At 72.0% G+C, this 16,535-nt stretch carries 14 protein-coding genes and 1 pseudogene; 2 read left to right on the top strand and 13 right to left on the bottom strand.

What is annotated here, in order from left to right; genetic code table 11:
- Nucleotide 1 precedes the first annotated feature (1 nt).
- From secD to pgsA, 12 genes and pseudogenes are all read right to left on the bottom strand, one after another.
- The gene (gene secD / locus SCA03_RS16855; protein WP_086814538.1) at nt 2-1,870 is read right to left on the bottom strand and encodes a protein translocase subunit SecD; all 1,869 of its coding nucleotides are present in this window, start codon (nt 1,868-1,870) and stop codon (nt 2-4) included.
- 132 nt (nt 1,871-2,002) lie between these two features.
- Nucleotides 2,003-2,611, bottom strand: a complete 609-nt coding sequence (yajC, locus tag SCA03_RS16860) for a preprotein translocase subunit YajC (protein ID WP_086814539.1) — start codon at nt 2,609-2,611, stop codon at nt 2,003-2,005.
- A gap of 163 nt (nt 2,612-2,774) precedes the next feature.
- Nucleotides 2,775-3,860: a Holliday junction branch migration DNA helicase RuvB gene (ruvB, locus tag SCA03_RS16865; RefSeq protein WP_030875546.1), complete on the bottom strand. Its 1,086-nt coding sequence runs from the start codon at nt 3,858-3,860 to the stop codon at nt 2,775-2,777.
- A 115-nt stretch (nt 3,861-3,975) separates the two neighbouring features.
- Nucleotides 3,976-4,611, bottom strand: a complete 636-nt coding sequence (gene ruvA, locus SCA03_RS16870; RefSeq protein ID WP_030875543.1) for a Holliday junction branch migration protein RuvA — start codon at nt 4,609-4,611, stop codon at nt 3,976-3,978.
- A complete protein-coding gene (gene ruvC, locus SCA03_RS16875) occupies nt 4,608-5,138 on the bottom strand; it encodes a crossover junction endodeoxyribonuclease RuvC (protein ID WP_030875540.1) in 531 nt (176 codons plus the stop codon). Before ruvC ends, ruvA begins: the two co-directional genes overlap by 4 nt.
- 206 nt (nt 5,139-5,344) lie before the next feature.
- Nucleotides 5,345-6,097: a YebC/PmpR family DNA-binding transcriptional regulator gene (locus SCA03_RS16880; protein WP_030875537.1), complete on the bottom strand. Its 753-nt coding sequence runs from the start codon at nt 6,095-6,097 to the stop codon at nt 5,345-5,347.
- 58 nt (nt 6,098-6,155) lie between these two features.
- A complete protein-coding gene (pdxT, locus tag SCA03_RS16885; protein WP_030875533.1) occupies nt 6,156-6,749 on the bottom strand; it encodes a pyridoxal 5'-phosphate synthase glutaminase subunit PdxT in 594 nt (197 codons plus the stop codon).
- A gap of 5 nt (nt 6,750-6,754) precedes the next feature.
- The gene (gene pdxS, locus SCA03_RS16890; RefSeq protein ID WP_030893194.1) at nt 6,755-7,696 is read right to left on the bottom strand and encodes a pyridoxal 5'-phosphate synthase lyase subunit PdxS; all 942 of its coding nucleotides are present in this window, start codon (nt 7,694-7,696) and stop codon (nt 6,755-6,757) included.
- A gap of 159 nt (nt 7,697-7,855) precedes the next feature.
- Nucleotides 7,856-8,404, bottom strand: a complete 549-nt coding sequence (locus tag SCA03_RS16895) for a membrane protein (RefSeq protein ID WP_030893191.1) — start codon at nt 8,402-8,404, stop codon at nt 7,856-7,858.
- A gap of 26 nt (nt 8,405-8,430) precedes the next feature.
- Nucleotides 8,431-9,603 carry a glycosyltransferase family 4 protein gene (locus tag SCA03_RS16900; protein ID WP_030893189.1) on the bottom strand — a complete coding sequence of 391 codons (1,173 nt, stop codon included), beginning with the start codon at nt 9,601-9,603 and terminating at the stop codon, nt 8,431-8,433.
- Nucleotides 9,600-10,532 carry a phosphatidylinositol mannoside acyltransferase gene (locus SCA03_RS16905; RefSeq protein WP_086814870.1) on the bottom strand — a complete coding sequence of 311 codons (933 nt, stop codon included), beginning with the start codon at nt 10,530-10,532 and terminating at the stop codon, nt 9,600-9,602. Before SCA03_RS16905 ends, SCA03_RS16900 begins: the two co-directional genes overlap by 4 nt.
- A 158-nt stretch (nt 10,533-10,690) precedes the next feature.
- Nucleotides 10,691-11,347: pseudogene (gene pgsA, locus SCA03_RS16910) on the bottom strand (phosphatidylinositol phosphate synthase); the annotation flags it as partial.
- Between the two features lie 425 nt (nt 11,348-11,772).
- Here pgsA and SCA03_RS16915 point away from each other — a divergent pair.
- Together SCA03_RS16915 and SCA03_RS16920 are read left to right on the top strand one after the other, a co-directional pair.
- Nucleotides 11,773-13,980: an elongation factor G-like protein EF-G2 gene (locus tag SCA03_RS16915; protein WP_086814871.1), complete on the top strand. Its 2,208-nt coding sequence runs from the start codon at nt 11,773-11,775 to the stop codon at nt 13,978-13,980.
- A 189-nt stretch (nt 13,981-14,169) separates the two neighbouring features.
- Nucleotides 14,170-15,852: an AbeC-like domain-containing protein gene (locus SCA03_RS16920; protein ID WP_030875515.1), complete on the top strand. Its 1,683-nt coding sequence runs from the start codon at nt 14,170-14,172 to the stop codon at nt 15,850-15,852.
- Between the two features lie 89 nt (nt 15,853-15,941).
- Here the strand turns inward: SCA03_RS16920 and SCA03_RS16925 are convergent, their stop codons facing one another.
- Nucleotides 15,942-16,484, bottom strand: a complete 543-nt coding sequence (locus SCA03_RS16925) for an HIT family protein (protein WP_030875513.1) — start codon at nt 16,482-16,484, stop codon at nt 15,942-15,944.
- Between the last annotated feature and the right edge of the window lie 51 nt (nt 16,485-16,535).

A 16,535-nucleotide genomic window follows, 5' to 3' on the forward strand; every position in this document is an offset into this window, starting at 1 on the left:
CTCAGGCCTCCTTCGTTTCGGAGCTGACGGCGGAACGGCGCCCGCGCCGCAGCGGCGGCCTGGCTCCGAGTCGCTTCGGATCGAGGCCGGACCAGGGATGGCCCTCGGAGAAGAACTTCCTGCGCGCCAGCAGCGTCATGACGGGCTTGGTGAAGAAGAACACCACGACGACGTCCAGCGCCGTCGTCAGGCCGAGGGTGAACGCGAAGCCCTGGACCTTGCCGACCGTCACGATGAACAGCACGGCGGCGGCGAGGAAGGAGACGAAGTCCGAGACGAGGATCGTCCGCCGGGCACGCGGCCAGGCGCGCTGGACCGCGGGCCGCAGGGTCCGTCCCTCGCGCACCTCGTCTCTGATCCGCTCGAAGTAGACGATGAACGAGTCCGCGGTGATGCCGATGGCCGCGATCGCACCGCACACCGCCGGCAGGTTCAGCGCGAAGCCGATCGTCGGCCCGAGCAGCGTCATGATCGTGTACGTCAGCAGCGCGGAGGCCAGCAGGCTGACGATCGCGATCAGGGAGAGGCCGCGGTAGTAGGTGACGAGGTAGATGATCACGAGCGCGAGGCCGATACCGCCCGCGATGAGGCCCGCCGTGAGCTGGTCGCTGCCCAGCGCGGCGGTGACCGTCGTGACGTCCGACTCCTCGAAGGAGAGCGGCAGGGCGCCGTAGGAGAGGATGTTGCCCAGCTCCTCGGCGGACTCCTGGGTGAAACTGCCGGAGATCTCGGCGTTGTTCGTCAGCTTCTGATTGACGGTGGGCGCCGACTGCACCTCACCGTCCAGCGCGATCGCGAACTGGTTCTGCGGCTGCTGCTTGCGCATCAGCTTGCCGGTGATGGAACCGAATTCCTTGGATCCCTTGTCGTCGAACGACATCTGGACGATCCACTGGGCCCGCTGCTGGTCGAAGACCGCCTTCGCGTCGTCGACGTGCTTGCCCTGGACGGCCGTCGGACCCAGCGCGTACTTGATCTTGTCGTGCGCGTCGCAGGCGACGACCGGCTCGGAGCCCTTGGCGCTCGCCGCACGCTCACTCGCCTTGGCCCGGGCCTCCTTGCTGCTGCAATCCAGCTTCTGGAGCTTCTTGGCCAGATCCGCCGGGACACCGGGCTGCTGCGGCTGCTGCGGCGGAAGGGACGGCGACGGCGACTGCTTGCCGGACTCGCTGTCCTTCGGCGTGGGCGTCGGCTCGTTCTTGGCGCCCTGCGCCTTCAGGCCGTCGGTGACGGCGCGGCCCTGACCGGGCGCGTCCTGGGCGGAACCCTCGGAGGAACCGGCTGCATCCGACTCGTCGTCGGAGCCGCCCGACGCCTTCTCGTCCCCGCCCTTGTCGGACTTGCCGTCCTCGGAGCCCTTCTCGCCGCCGCTCTTGCCGGACTTGTCGTCCGACGAACCCGGTGACCTGTCACCGGACTTGCCCGAGGGCGTGGGGACGGGCTGCTGTGTGTTCTGGCCGGACTGTGCCAGCGTCAGCACCGGGCGGAAGGCCAACTGCGCGGTCGTGCCGACCTGTTCACGCGCCTGCTGGGAGTTGGTCCCCTTCGGGATGTTGACGATGATGTGCCGGTCGCCCTGCGTCTGGACCTCGGCCTCCTGGACGCCCAGACCGTTGACCCGCCGCTCGATGATGCTGACGGCGGTGTCCATGTTGGTCTTGTTGATGGCGTCGGGCTTGCCCGGCTGGTTCTTCGCCTCGAGCGTGATGCTCGTACCGCCGGCGAGGTCGATCCCCAGCCGAGGCGCCTTGTGGCCCGAGAGGAACATGCCCCCGACGAGCCCGGCCATGACCAGGATGATCAGCACCAGGGGACGCCATGGCTTCCCCTGGGCTCCGGGAGTCCTTCGACCCCTCTTCGGTGCTGCCACCTTCTCGTCTCTCCCTGTCCAACCGCCCGTGCCGCCCGATGAGTTCGGCTGGGCGGCCGGCGGCACGCGAAGTGGTCTGCGGACGTGATGCCACGCCGCCGGACCCGGTCGGTTGGCCCGGCGGCGCCGACCTTACTTGGAGGAGTCTCCGTCCCGCTTGGTCCCGTCGGCCTTGGTGGTGTCGGCCGCTTCGGAGTCCTTGCGGGGAGCCTCGTCCTTCGCGCCGGCGTCCCCCTCCTTCTCGTCCTGCTCGGCCTCGTCGGCCTTGTCAGCCTTCGCGTCCTCGGACAGGGTGTCCTCGGCGGGCTCGTCCTTGCCGGACCCGCCCTTCCCGGCGTCGTCGGCCGGAGCCTCGCCGCCGTCCTTCTTCGTCAGATCGGCCTTCGTGCCGGACTCTCCGCCCGTCAGGGAAGAGGCGTCGTCCGGGACGACCACGTCGCCGTCGAGCTCCTCGCCCTCGTGGCCGCCGACGATGCGGTCGAACTCCTCGTCACCGAGCACGGCACCGATGGCGTTCTTGGCGAACAGCGCGTGCACGCCCGGCTCGATCTCCAGGAGGACCGCGTCGTCCCGGACCTCCTTGACGACGGCGTACATGCCCCCGATCGTCCGGACGCCGGTGCCGGGCTGCATCTGGTCACGCATCTGCATGGCCTGACGCTGCTTCTTCTTGGCCGAGCGGGTCATCAGGAACATGGCCCCGATGAGCACGATGAACGGGAGCAGAGCAATAGGATCCACGGCGGAAGATATTCCTTCGCATGGCCGCGTCTCAGCGGCCTGGGTATTCGGGGGTGGGCAAGCCGCCCTCAAGGGACGGCGTCGGCGGAGTCTAAGCGAGCCCTCGCCGATGGAACAACGTCAAGCATGGCACCGGGGTTCCTGGCCCGGCGAGTTTCCTCCGTCACGCTCCGAACAAGCCGGGCTGCCCGGGGCCACCGGGCGCCGCTGAGCTGGAACCGGACGGTCCGGACGGCTGCTGGGGCGGGGTGAGCCCCATGTGCGCCCATGCCGCGGGGGTAGCCACGCGGCCACGGGGGGTGCGCGCGAGCAGACCTTCCCGGACGAGGAAGGGCTCGGCGACCTCCTCCACGGTCTCACGTTCCTCACCGACAGCGACGGCCAGTGTGGACAGGCCGACCGGCCCGCCGCCGAACAGCTTGAGCAGCGCGCCCAGCACGGCGCGGTCGAGCCGGTCCAGGCCGCGCGCGTCGACCTCGTACACCTCCAGCGCGGCGGCGGCGGTCTCCCGGGTGATCACCCCGTCGCCCTTGACCTGGGCGTAGTCGCGTACCCGGCGCAGCAGCCGGTTGGCGATGCGCGGGGTGCCGCGGGAGCGCCCGGCGATCTCCACCGCGCCCGCCGGGTCGGTGTGCACCTCCAGCAGCTGGGCCGAGCGGTGCACGACCTGCTCCAGCTCGGCGGGTTCGTAGAACTCCATGTGCGCGGTGAAGCCGAAGCGGTCGCGCAGCGGCGGCGGCAGGAGCCCGGCCCGCGTGGTGGCGCCGACGAGCGTGAACGGCGGCAGCTCCAGCGGAATGGCCGTCGCGCCGGGCCCCTTGCCGACGATCACGTCGACGCGGAAGTCCTCCATGGCCATGTACAGCATCTCTTCGGCCGGGCGGGACATGCGGTGGATCTCGTCGAGGAAGAGGACCTCGCCCTCCTGGAGGGAGGAGAGGATCGCCGCGAGGTCGCCGGCGTGCTGGATCGCGGGGCCCGAGGTGATCCGGATCGGGGCGCCCATCTCCGCCGCGATGATCATCGAAAGAGTGGTCTTGCCGAGCCCGGGCGCCCCGGAGAGCAGCACGTGGTCGGCGGTGCCGCCGCGGGCGCGCGCGGCACGCAGCACGAGATCGAGCTGTTCGCGGACCTTGGGCTGCCCGATGAACTCGCCCAACTGCTTGGGCCGCAGGGCCGCTTCGACGGCCTGTTCGTCGGCGTCCTCGCCGTCGGTCTCCGCGCCGACGAGCCGGTTCTCCGGGTTCATGCGCTGTGCCTCCGCTGGATGGTGGGACGGTGCTCCCCCGCGGCCCGGCGCGCGCCCGGCCGGGGCGGCAGCGCCCGGAGCGCCGCGGGGTTCGGGCGGGACGGCGGCACCCGGATCACCTGGCCCGGTTGAGGGTCTGGAGGGCGGCCTTGAGCAGCGGGCCGACCTGCGGGGTGCCGCCCTCGGCGAGCGCGGCCTCGGCCTGCGGGGAGACCGCCGCCACGGCCTCGTCGGCCTCCTTCGCGGCGTACCCCAACCCCACGAGCGCGGTGTGGAGTTGGTCCCGCCAGCCCGCGGCGCCTGCCGGTGCGCCCGCGCCCCCGCGTACGGCGCGCGCGCCGGTGCCGGTCGGCTCGCCCAGCCGGTCCTTCAGCTCCAGCAGCAGCTTCTGCGCGCCCTTCTTGCCGATGCCCGGCACGGCGGTCAGCGCCTTCTCGTCCCCGGCGGAGACGGCCTGCCGCAGCGCGTCGGGGGTGTGCACGGCCAGCATCGCCTGGGCCAGCCGCGGCCCCACCCCGCTGGCGGTCTGGAGCAGTTCGAAGACCTGACGCTCGTCGTCGTCCGCGAAGCCGTAGAGCGTCAGCGAGTCCTCCCGGACCACCAGCGAGGTGGCCAGCCGGGCGGGCTCGCCGACCCGCAGCCCGGAGAGCGTGCCCGGGGTGCACTGGACGGCCATGCCGACGCCGCCGACCTCCACCACCGCGGTGTCCGGCGCGAGCGAGGCCACCGGCCCCGAGACGAAGGCGATCATCGTGTGCTGCCTTTCCTTCGGTGAGCGACGAGGGCCTGCTGGAGACGGCCCTGTGCGGGGGCGCGCCAGATGTGGCAGATGGCGAGCGCCAGCGCGTCGGCGGCGTCCGCAGGTCTGGGCGGCGCCGACAGCCGCAGCAGCCGCGTCACCATGGCGCCCACCTGTGCCTTCTCGGCGCTGCCCGAGCCGGTGACGGCCGCCTTGACCTCGCTGGGCGTGTGCTGTGCGACGGGCAGTCCACGCCGTGCCGCGCACAGCATCGCCACGGCGCTCGCCTGGGCCGTGCCCATGACCGTACGCACATTGTGCTGGCTGAACACCCGTTCCACGGCGACGACTTCGGGCCGGTGTGCGTCCAGCCATTCGTCCATGCCCCGTTCGATGCCGACGAGACGCTCGGCGGTCTCGGCCTCGGCCGGGGTCCGGATCACGCCGACGGCCGTCATGGTGAGCGGCCGGCCCGCGACCCCGTCGACCACGCCGACACCGCAGCGGGTCAGCCCCGGGTCAACTCCCAGTACGCGCAACGCGCCTCCACCCCTCGCGCCGGCCGGCCGCACCGGGCCGTCCGTCTCCTACTCGTCGTTCCCGCAGGTTATCGGGTGGCACCGACCGCGCCGCCGGGGCGTGTCGGCGTGGGCGCACGCACCGACGGCCCGGCGGGAGCGGGTCCCGCCGGGCCGTCGGTGTACGCCGGTGCGCGGCTGCCCCGAGGGGGCCGAAGCGGCGTCCGTCAGGCGTCGACCTTCGCCATCACGTCGTCGGAGACGTCGAAGTTGGCGTAGACGTTCTGCACGTCGTCGCTGTCCTCCAGCGCGTCGATCAGCTTGAAGATCTTGCGCGCGCCCTCCTCCTCCAGCGGCACCTGGACGCTGGGCAGGAAGCTGGAGTCGGCCGAGTCGTAGTCGATCCCGGCCTCGACGAGCGCGGTGCGCACCTCGACCAGGTCGGTGGCCTCGCTGACGACCTCGAAGGACTCGCCCAGGTCGTTGACCTCCTCGGCGCCCGCTTCGAGCACGGCACCCAGCACGTCGTCCTCGCTCAGCCCGTTCTTCGGGACGATGACGACGCCCTTGCGGTTGAACAGGTAGGACACGGAGCCCGGGTCGGCCATGGAGCCGCCGTTGCGCGTCATCGCGACGCGCACGTCGGAGGCCGCGCGGTTGCGGTTGTCGGTCAGGCACTCGATGAGGACGGCCACGCCGTTGGGGCCGTAGCCCTCGTACATGATCGTCTCGTACTCGGCGCCGCCGGCTTCCAGACCGGCACCGCGCTTGACGGCGCTGTCGATGTTCTTGTTGGGAACCGACTGCTTCTTCGCCTTCTGGATCGCGTCGTAGAGCGTCGGGTTGCCGTCCGGATCCGCCCCGCCCATGCGCGCCGCGACCTCGATGTTCTTGATCAGCTTCGCGAAGAGCTTGCCGCGCTTGGCATCGATCACGGCCTTCTTGTGCTTGGTGGTAGCCCACTTAGAGTGGCCGGACAAAGCCTCGCTCCTTCACAGTCACCAACGTCGGTCAGGCGGAGATCCTACCGCCAGCAACTCACCGTGCTGACCGCACCATCTCCGCGAACAGTCCGTGCACCCGGTGGTCCCCCGTCAGCTCCGGATGGAAGGACGTCGCCAGCAGGTTGCCCTGCCGTACGGCCACCGGATGGTCACCGTACGTGGCGAGAACCTCGGCTCGCGCGCCCGTGGACTCCACCCATGGTGCACGAATGAAGACGCCTTCGACGGGTCCCCCTTCCACTCCGTCGACCTCCAGCGCGGCTTCGAAGGACTCGTTCTGCCGTCCGAAGGCGTTCCGGCGCACGATCATGTCGATGCCGCCGACGGTCTCCTGGCCGGAGCGCGGATCGAGGATCTTGTCCGCCAGCAGGATCATGCCGGCGCAGGACCCGTACGCGGGCATTCCGGCGGCCACCCGCTCGCGCAGCGGGGCCATCAGGCCGAAGGCGAGCGCGAGTTTGGACATCGTCGTCGACTCGCCGCCGGGCAGGACGAGCCCGTCCACGCCGGCCAGCTCCTCGGGGCGGCGCACCGGCCGGGCGTCGGCGCCCGAGGCCGCCAGCGCCGCGAGATGCTCGCGGACATCGCCCTGGAGCGCCAGTACGCCGACGACGGGCCGTGCCCCCACGCCGCTCACCAGCCCCGGCTCGCGTAGCGCTCACCCTCCGGCAGGGTGTCGCAGTTGATGCCGACCATGGCCTCGCCCAGACCGCGCGAGACGTCGGCGATCACCTTCGGGTCGTCGAAGAACGTGGTGGCCTTGACGATGGCGGCGGCCCGCCGGGCCGGGTCGCCCGACTTGAAGATGCCGGAGCCCACGAAGACGCCCTCGGCGCCGAGCTGCCGCATCAGCGCGGCATCGGCCGGAGTGGCGACACCGCCGGCCGAGAACAGCACCACCGGCAGCTTCCCGGCCCGGGCGACCTCCCGCACCAGCTCGTAGGGCGCGCGCAGTTCCTTGGCCGCCGCGTACAGCTCGTTGTCGTCCAGCACGGTCAGCTCGCCGATCCCGCGCTTGATCTGCCGCATGTGCCGCACGGCCTCGACCACGTTGCCGGTGCCCGCCTCGCCCTTGGAGCGGATCATGGCGGCGCCCTCGGCGATCCGGCGCAGGGCCTCGCCGAGGTGGGTGGCGCCGCAGACGAAGGGCGTCGTGAAGGCGAACTTGTCGCTGTGGTTGACCTCGTCGGCCGGGGTGAGCACCTCCGACTCGTCGATGTAGTCCACACCGAGCGCCTGGAGCACCTGGGCCTCGACGATGTGGCCGATCCGGGACTTGGCCATCACGGGGATGGAGACGGCCTCGATGATGCCCTCGATCATGTCCGGGTCGGACATCCGGGCCACCCCGCCGTCCTTGCGGATGTCGGCCGGGACCCGCTCCAGGGCCATGACCGCGACGGCCCCCGCGTCCTCGGCGATCCTGGCCTGCTCCGGGGTGACGACATCCATGATCACGCCGCCCTTGAGCTGTTCGGCCATACCGCGCTTGACGCGCGCCGTGCCGGTCGCGGCGGCCGGGGAGGACGGGGACGGGGCGGACGGGGAGGCTGCGGATGCGGACGGAGTTGACACGGTGACCTCACTCGACGGATGGGTGGCGACCGGACCCTTGGCGGTCCGCCCGCCACGTTGGCCGAGCGCGGCCCCTCCGGAAAAGAGCCAATCGCACAGCTGTGGCCTGCGCCGACGTGTCCGCCGGGCCCGCGCCGACGGCCGCTGCCGCGGCTGCCGCTACTGGCTCCGGTCGGCCAGCGCGGGCGGCGGCTCGTCGTCCATCTCGAAGGCCAGCGGGAACGGCGCGTGCCCGGCCAGCCGGAACCAGCGCACCTTGCGGTGCCGCCGCAGCGCGCGGGCCGCCCGTACGGCGTCGTTGTGGAACCGCCGGGCCATCGGCACCCGGCGCACGGCCGCGGTCAGCTCCTGTGCGGTGTCCTCGCCGCCGGGGGCCGCACGGACGGCCTCGATCTGTGCGCTGTCGGCGAACACCGCGCGCAGCGCCTGCGTCAGCTCGCTCTCGGCGACCTCGCGCTGGTCCTCCTCGGCCTGGCGCGCGTCGTGCGCCGCCTGGTAGAGGACGATCGAGGCCGCCGGGTCGAGGACTCCGGCCGTGGCCAGCTCCTGGGCGATCGAGGCGCGGCGCAGCAAGGTGGCGTCCAGGGCGGCGCGGGCCGCGTCGATCCGCGCGTGCAGCCGGTCCAGGCGCCCCGCCGTCCAGCTCAGGTACACGCCGATCAGCAGCAGGGCCAGGGCGATCCAGATGAGGGTCGTCACGGTGGGCATCGTCGTGTCAGGTCCTCGGGTCTCGTTCAGTCCCGGGCCAGGCCGAGCCGGGCCCGCAGCCCGATGCGCTCGTCCGGCGCGACGGAGGCCGCGCCGTCGGCGACGGTCTCGTAGACCGCGAGCACGTCGGCACCGACCGTCGACCAGTCGAACCGCCGTACGTGCCGGGTGCCGCGGGCCCGCAGACCGGCTCGGCGTTCCGGGTCGTGCAGCAGTCGCAGGGCGCCCGCCGCCAGGGCCTCGGCGGACTCGTTGGCGAACAGCTCGCCCGCCTCACCGCCGTCCAGCACCTGTTCGAAGGCGTCCAGATCGCTGGCGAGCACCGGGGCGCCCGCCGACATCGCCTCGACGAGGATGATCCCGAAGGACTCCCCGCCGGTGTTCGGCGCCACGTACAGATCGACGCTGCGCAGCAGCCGGGCCTTGTCCTCGTCGCTGACCATGCCGAGGAACTCCACATGGGAGCGCAGCTCGTCCGGCAGCGCGGCGACGGCCTCCTCCTCGTCGCCCCGCCCCGCCACCAGCAGCCGGGTGCCGGGGGCCTCCCGGACTATCGCGGGGAGGGCCTTCATCAGGACGGGCAGGCCCTTGCGGGGCTCGTCGATCCGCCCGATGAAGCCGATCGTGGGCGCTTCGGGGCGGCCCTGCCACTCCGGCTGGGGCTCGGCGTCCGCGAAGAAGCCGACGTCCACGCCGTTGGGGATGGTGACGGCGTCCCCGCCCAGGTGCTCGACGAGGGTGCGCCGCGCGTACTCGCTGACGGCGATCCGCGCGCTGATCTTCTCCAGCGCCGGCTGGAGGATCGGATAGGCCGCGATCATGGCCCGGGAGCGGGGGTTGGAGGTGTGGAAGGTCGCCACGATGGGGCCCTGCGCGGCCCAGCACGCCAGCAACGACAGCGAGGGCGTGGCCGGTTCGTGGATGTGCAGCACCTCGAAGTCGCCCTCGTGCACCCAGCGGCGCACCCGCGCGGCCGACAGGAAGCCGAAGTTGAGGCGCGCGACGGAGCCGTTGTAGGGCACGGGCACGGCCCGCCCGGCCGAGACGACGTAGGGCGGCAGCGGGGTCTCGTCGTCGGACGGCGCGAGCACCGACACCTCGTGGCCCAGCCGGATCAGGTGCTCGGCCAGATCCCGCACATGGAACTGGACCCCGCCGGGCACGTCCCAGGAGTAGGGGCAGACGACCCCGATCCTCATCGCTTCCCCTCCCGCTGCCGCCCGGCGGCCCGGTCCTTGTCGAGGTCGGAGAGCCACAGCCGTTGCAGCATGTGCCAGTCCTCGGGGTGCTCGGCGATACCGCCGGCGAACACATCGGCCAGCCCCTGCGTCATGGCGGCCACCCGCTCCCTGCGGCCCTCCAGTTCCGGCACCGGGACGGCGGGGTGCACCCGGCCCTGCATCACGGAGGTGCCGTCGTACCAGAGGGTGACCGGCAGCAGCAGAGCGCCCGTCTGCTGGGCGAGCAGCGCGGGGCCGGCCGGCATCCGGGTCGTCTCGCCGAAGAACTCCACCTCGATCCCGGTGTCCGACAGATCGCGGTCGGCCACCAGGCACACCATGCCGCCCGCCCGCAGCCGCCGTGCGAGCGTCCCGAAGGCCGAGCCCCCGGTGTGCGGCAGGACCTCCATGCCGAGGCCCTCGCGGTAGGCGACGAACCGGTCGTAGAGCGTCTCCGGCTTCAGGCGCTCGGCGACGGTCGTGAACGGCGTCTTCAGCGCGGTGACCGCCCAGGCACCGGCCAGGTCCCAGTTGGCCAGGTGCGGCAGCGCCAGGACGACGCCCCGGCCGGCGGCGAGGCCGTCCGTCAGGTGGTGGACGTCGTGTATCTCGCAGGCGTCGCGGATCTGCCGCTCGCTGTAGGCCGGCAGCCGGAAGAACTCCATCCAGTAGCGCATGTACGAGCGCATCCCGGCGTGCGAGAGCTGTCGCAGACGTGCGGGGGATGCGCCCGGCACCACCCGCGCCAGGTTGGACTCCAGCCGGGTCACGCCCTTGCCCCGGCGCTTCCACGTGGTGTCGGCGACCCGCCGGCCCAGCGCCGCCGCCGCGGGCTCCGGAAGCCGCTTGACCCCCGCCCAGCCGAGCCCGTACAGGGCGTCGGTGAGCCGTTCCCGCGCCGCGCTCACACCGTCCTCCCCTGCTCCTCGGCGTGCTCCTTGCCGCGCCGCGTGCCGTGGTCCGTGCCGTGGTTCCCGGCGCTGCCGTTGCTGCTGTGGTCACCGGCCGCCGAGCCGCCGCCGGTGGAGCCGTTCGCACCGTTGGCGCCGTTCCCGCCGTTCCCGCCGTTCCCGCCGTTCGCACCGGCCTGTGTCTCGGCCTCCGCGGCCTCACGGCGCACGGTCACCACCCGCTGGCCGAGCGTGACGGCGCTGCCGGCCGCGACCACCCACAGGGCGACGGGCAGCAGCACCCCGATCCAGGGGACGCCGAAAGTCCGCTCGAAACCTGAGAAGCCCGCCAGGACAAGGGTGATCACCAGCCGCTCGGCCCGCTCGACCAGCCCGTTGACGTTCACCGGAAGCCCGATGCTCTCGCCGCGCGCCTTCGTGTACGAGACGACCTGACCGCTGGCCAGACAGAACAACGTCACCGCGCACAGCACGAGATCGTCGCCCCGGCCCGCGTACCACAGGGCGATACCGCCGAAGACCGCGGCGTCGGCGACCCGGTCCAGCGTCGAGTCGAGGAAGGCGCCCCAGCGGCTGGAGCGCCCCAACTGCCGCGCCATGTTGCCGTCGACGAGGTCGGAGAAGACGAACAGCGTGATGACGAGCGTGCCCCAGAAGAACTCGCCCATCGGGTAGAAGACGAGGGCCCCCGCCATGACCCCGCCGGTGCCCACCAGCGTCACCGCGTCCGGGCTCACGCCCAGGCGCAGCAGCATCGCGGCGAATGGTGTGAGGACACGCGTGAAGAAGGCACGCGCGTACTTGTTCAGCATGGCTGTCCCGGAATCGTTGTGGCGAGGCGAGCGGACGGGACCGTCGTGCGGTCACCGGCTGGCCCATCGTAGTCACGGCTGTGCGAAGGCCGTCGCACACCGTCCGCCGACGCCGTGTTCGACGCGACCGGACGCCGTTCCCCGGCCGTTCTCCTCCGGTCTCCGCGGCGTCCCCCAGCGTCTCCCCGCCGCCTTCCCGCCGTCTTCCGGCGCGTCTCCGCGTCGTCCCCCCGTCGTGCGCACGGATCCGTCGTTCCCCCGCGGTTCCACGTATGGACGCGCTCCGGGCGCGGTGGAAAGCTCGGAGGAGACCTGCATCACATCGCGGTCCGGGGCCCGGTGACCTCTGTGTTCGCACGGCCCCGGCCCCCTTCGGTGCGGATGTCAGCGCGGTCCAGCAGGTTCTCAACCGGAAGGCGGGAGAGATGGCCGACAAAGCGCACGCACACACCGGAGCCGCCGGCAGGGCAACGGCGGCCGACCACCCCGCGTCGCTGCGCAACGTGGTGCTGGTCGGCCACAGCGGCGCGGGCAAGACGACGCTGGTGGAAGCCCTCGCGCTGGCCTCCGGCGCGGTCACCAGGGCCGGCCGGGTCGAGGACGGCGGCACCCTCTCCGACCACGACGAGATCGAACACCGGCAACACCGTTCCGTACAGCTGTCGCTGGTGCCGATCGGCTGGGACGGTATCCGGGTCAATGTGCTGGACACCCCCGGCTACGCCGACTTCGTCGGGGAGCTGCGGGCGGGGCTGAGGGCGGCGGATGCCGCCCTCTTCGTCGTCTCGGCGGCGGACGGCGTCGACGGTGCCACCCGCTTGGTGTGGGACGAGTGCGCTGCGGTGGGCATGCCGCGTGCCCTCGTCGTCACCCATCTCGACGCCGCGCGGGCCGACTTCGACACGATGGTCGCCGACTGCCGCCGGGTGTTCGGCGGGGACGACCCCGACGCCGTCGTCCCGCTGTACCTGCCCGCGTACGGCGCCCGGCGGCCGGACGGCAGCGCACCGGTGACCGGGCTCCTCGGGCTGCTGAGCAAGCGGCTGTTCGACTACACCGGCGGCGAACGGTGCGAACGCGAGCCGGGCGCCGAACAGGCCGCGGCAGCCGAGGAGGCCCGCGGCAGGCTGATCGAGGCGATCATCGCGCAGAGCGAGGACGAGAGCCTCATGGACGCCTATCTCGACGGCGCGGAGTGCGACACCAAGACGCTGGTCCAGGATCTGGAGAAGGCCGTCAGCCGCGGCGTCTTCCACCCCGTCCTCGCCGCCGCCCCGGCCGCCGACGGCGGTACACAGGGCCTGGGCACCGTCGAACTGCTGGAGTTGATCTCCGGCGGCTTCCCCACGCCACAGGAGCGGCCGATCCCCGAGGTCACCTCCCCGCAGGGCGCGCCGCGTCCCGCGCTCGCCTGCGACCCGGCGGGCCCGCTGGCGGCCGAGGTGGTCAAGACGTCCTCCGACCTGTACGTGGGCCGCGTCTCGCTCGTCCGGGTCTTCTCCGGCACGCTGCGGCCCGACGAGACGGTGCACGTCTCCGGGCACGGCCTGGCCGACCGCGGCCACGAGGACCATGACGTGGACGAGCGGATCGGGGCGCTGTCCGCACCCTTCGGCAAACAGCAGCGCCCCTTGGACAAGGCGATCGCGGGCGACCTCGCCTGTGTGGCCAAGCTCGGCCGGGCCGAGACCGGCGACACCCTCTCCGCCAAGGACGAGCCGCTGCTGATGGCGCCCTGGGCGATGCCGGACCCGCTGCTGCCCGTCGCCATCGAGGCACACGCCAAGGCCGACGAGGACAAGCTGTCGCAGGGGCTGGCCCGGCTGGTGGCCGAGGACCCGACGATGCGGCTGGAGCAGAACCCGGACACCCGCCAGCTCGTCCTGTGGTGCCTGGGCGAGGCGCACCGGGACGTGGCGCTGGAGCGGCTGCGCTCGCGCTACGGGGTGCGGGTGGACACCGTCGAGCACCGGGTGTCCCTGCGCGAGACGTTCGCGGCGAAGGCCACCGGCCGGGGCCGGCACGTCAAGCAGTCCGGGGGCCACGGCCAGTACGCGATCTGCGAGATCACGGTCGAGCCGCTGCCGGAGGGCTCGGGCATCGAGTTCGTCGACGAGGTGGTCGGCGGCGCCGTGCCGAGGCAGTTCATCCCGTCCGTGGAGAAAGGGGTACGCACCCAGGCGGCGAAGGGCGTGGCCGCCGGCTACCCGCTGGTGGACGTGCGGGTGACGCTGTCGGACGGCAAGGCACACTCGGTGGACTCCTCCGACGCGGCGTTCCAGACGGCCGGCGCCCTGGCCCTGCGCGAGTGCGCGAGCGGGACGCGGATGCATCTGCTGGAACCGGTCGCCGAGGTGGAGGTGACCGTCGCCGAGGACTACGTGGGCGCGGTGATGAGCGATCTGTCGGGCCGCCGGGGCAAGGTGCTCGGCACCGAGCAGGCCCCGTCCGGCGACACCCGGGTGCGGGCCCGCATCCCCGAGATCGAGATCAGCAGGTATCCGCTGGACCTGCGGTCGATGTCGCACGGCACGGGCCGCTTCTCCCGCGCCTATGTGCGGCACGAGCCGATGCCGCAGCAGCTGGCCGCGAAGCTCCTGGAGCGGGAGGCGGCCGCGGAAGCGGGTCGCTGAGCCCTGCCCCCGTGAGGCAAGATGTGTGCCGACCACGGCAGTTGGGAAACCGTCGTGGTCGGTGGTGTTTTTCGCGGAAGCGGACGGATCCCGTGCCCGGAAGCGGACGAAAGCCGCAGAACACCGGGCGGGGTTCCCCTCTGTCCGGACAGCTCGGGGGAGCAGGAAGTCGAGCGAAGTGGGGGCCCAGTGGCCGGATTCGACGATCTCAGCGGCCTCAGTGAGGATGTCGCGACCGAGTTCACCCCCGGCGCCCAGGTGCCGATCGCGGGCGGATCCTCCGGCGGCAGAACGGCCGCGACGCAGGCGCTGGCCTCCGCCGCCTACCGGGACGACGAGGTCGCCAAGCTGATCGAGGCCAACCCGGACGCCTCGTTCAGCAAACCGCGCTTCTCGCTGTTCGAACCCAACCTGGGCGAGGCGTACTCCCGCGCGGTGCAGACCCGGCTGCTCGGCGGCGCCCGGGCCGCGCTCATCCAGTCCTTCGGCATCGAGCCGCAGGCCGTCGTCGAGCACTGTCTGGCCGCCACCCGGGTCCGTAAGCAGCGCGACGCCAAACTGACCATGATCATGGTGCTGTTCGGACTGCTGTTCCTGCCGGGCGTGGTGCTGTGGCTGGGCGGCTTCCAGCTGCGCCGCACCCTCGCCGGTTCCAAGGACCGCAGGGCGGGCCTCATCGGCACGGTCGCGCTGGTCGCGGTGGGCGCGCTGATCGTGCTGTTCGCCGTCCGGCTGCCGTTCGGCGGCTTCTGGGCGCTGTATCTGCGCGTCATGCTGGTCACTCCCATCATCGGCTGGCTGTGGGCCAAGCGGATCTGCGAGCGCTACGCGAAGGATCTGCGCGGCCGTTGGGAGGGCATGCTGGGCGGCACGGGCGTCGGCGCGAAGATCCCGGAGGCGGTACCGCAGGATCCGGGCGACGCGGGCGCTGAGCGCATCCGGCTCGGGCTGGCCAAGGTCGCGGCGGAGCAGGCGAGCAACGTCGTCTTCTACGCCGGGCCCAAGGGCATACTCGGGATGGGCACCCGCTGGGGAAGCTGGCAGCTCGCCGAGGAGCTGGTCCCCGCCGAGGGCCAGGACGACATCAACCCGTTCCGCAGCTGGGACGTGGTGCGCGCCATCCACGACCAGCTGCGCAGGCTGGAGCGCGGCCCGCTGCACACCGGCGGCTTCCCCACGCCTTCGATACGCCACTGGGTGGTCTCACCCGTCGCGGAGGGCGCCAAGGCGGTCAAGCGCCCGGAGGGCCAGGAGGTCGAGGGCTACCGCATCAAGGACTTCGAGATCCAGCGCATCTGCAACGAGCAGCACTTCGGCGCCGGCAACCGGCACTACCTCGGTGTCCAGTTCGTGCTCTGGGACGGCCAGTTGGTGATCACGCTGCTGATCAGCGTCACGGTGCTGCACCACACGCTGCGCATCGAGATCACCGGATACGCCCTGGGCCCGGTGCACGGTCTGTTCACCAGCGGCCCGAAGGCGAAGACGAAGACGGTCTCCAAGAGCGTGAAGTTCTGGGAGACCCGCACCGTCAAACTGCCGCTGGTCGAAGCGCGCGAGGTGGTGCGCCTCGCCGCCCGCGCCCCCTTCACCTGGTTCCCGCCGGTGCTGGACTTCCTCGGCGGCAAGCTGTCGCTGCCGGAGCCCTTCGGCCTGCGGCACGCCTGGGCCGACAAGCCCTGGCGGCACCGCTTCATGGCGGACGACGCGATGCGTGCCGCCACCCCGGTGCTGCGCGTCGTGCACGCGGCGGCGATCCGGGTGCTGGCCGAGAACGGCTGCGACGTCGAGAAGTTCAACAGCCGCGCGGGCAACCTCAGCGGCGCCGTCCAGGACCCCAAGCCGCACCAGGCCGACGTCTACAACGTCTGACCGCCACCGCCCCACGGCCGCACACACGAGGAGGCCCGCCCGGACGCACCGGGCGGGCCTCCTCGCGTACGAGCGCGCTCAGCCGCGGCTCACCACGCCTCGGCCAGCAGGGCACGGGTGTCGGCGAGCAGCTGCGGCAGCACCTTCGTCCGCCCCACGACGGGCATGAAGTTGCTGTCGCCGCCCCACCGCGGAACGACGTGCTGATGCAGATGCGCGGCGATCCCCGCGCCGGCGATGCTGCCCTGGTTGATGCCGAGGTTGAACCCGTGCGCCCCCGAGACGCGGCGGAGCACGGTCATCGCGCGCTGGGTGAACCGGGCCAGCTCGGCGGTCTCCGTCTCGGTCAGCTCCGTGTAGTCGGCGACGTGCCGGAACGGAAGCACCATGAGATGACCGGAGTTGTACGGGTAGAGATTGAGCACGGCGTAGACCTGCTCCCCGCGGGCGACGATCAGCCCGTCCTCGTCGGATTTCCCGGGGATCGCACAGAACGGGCAGCCGTCCTCGGCGCCGGGCCCGCTCGGCTTGTTCTCGCCCTGGATGTAGGCCATCCGGTGCGGGGTCCACAGGCGCTGGAACCCGTCCGGGTCCCCCACTCCGATCTGCTGCTCCGGCTCTCCACTCGTCATGGTCGCCACCTTATGCGTCCGTCCCCGGTGGACACGACGAGGGGGCGGCCC

This window comes from Streptomyces cacaoi, from assembly GCF_006539165.1.
In the GTDB taxonomy this organism is placed as follows: domain Bacteria; phylum Actinomycetota; class Actinomycetes; order Streptomycetales; family Streptomycetaceae; genus Streptomyces; species Streptomyces cacaoi.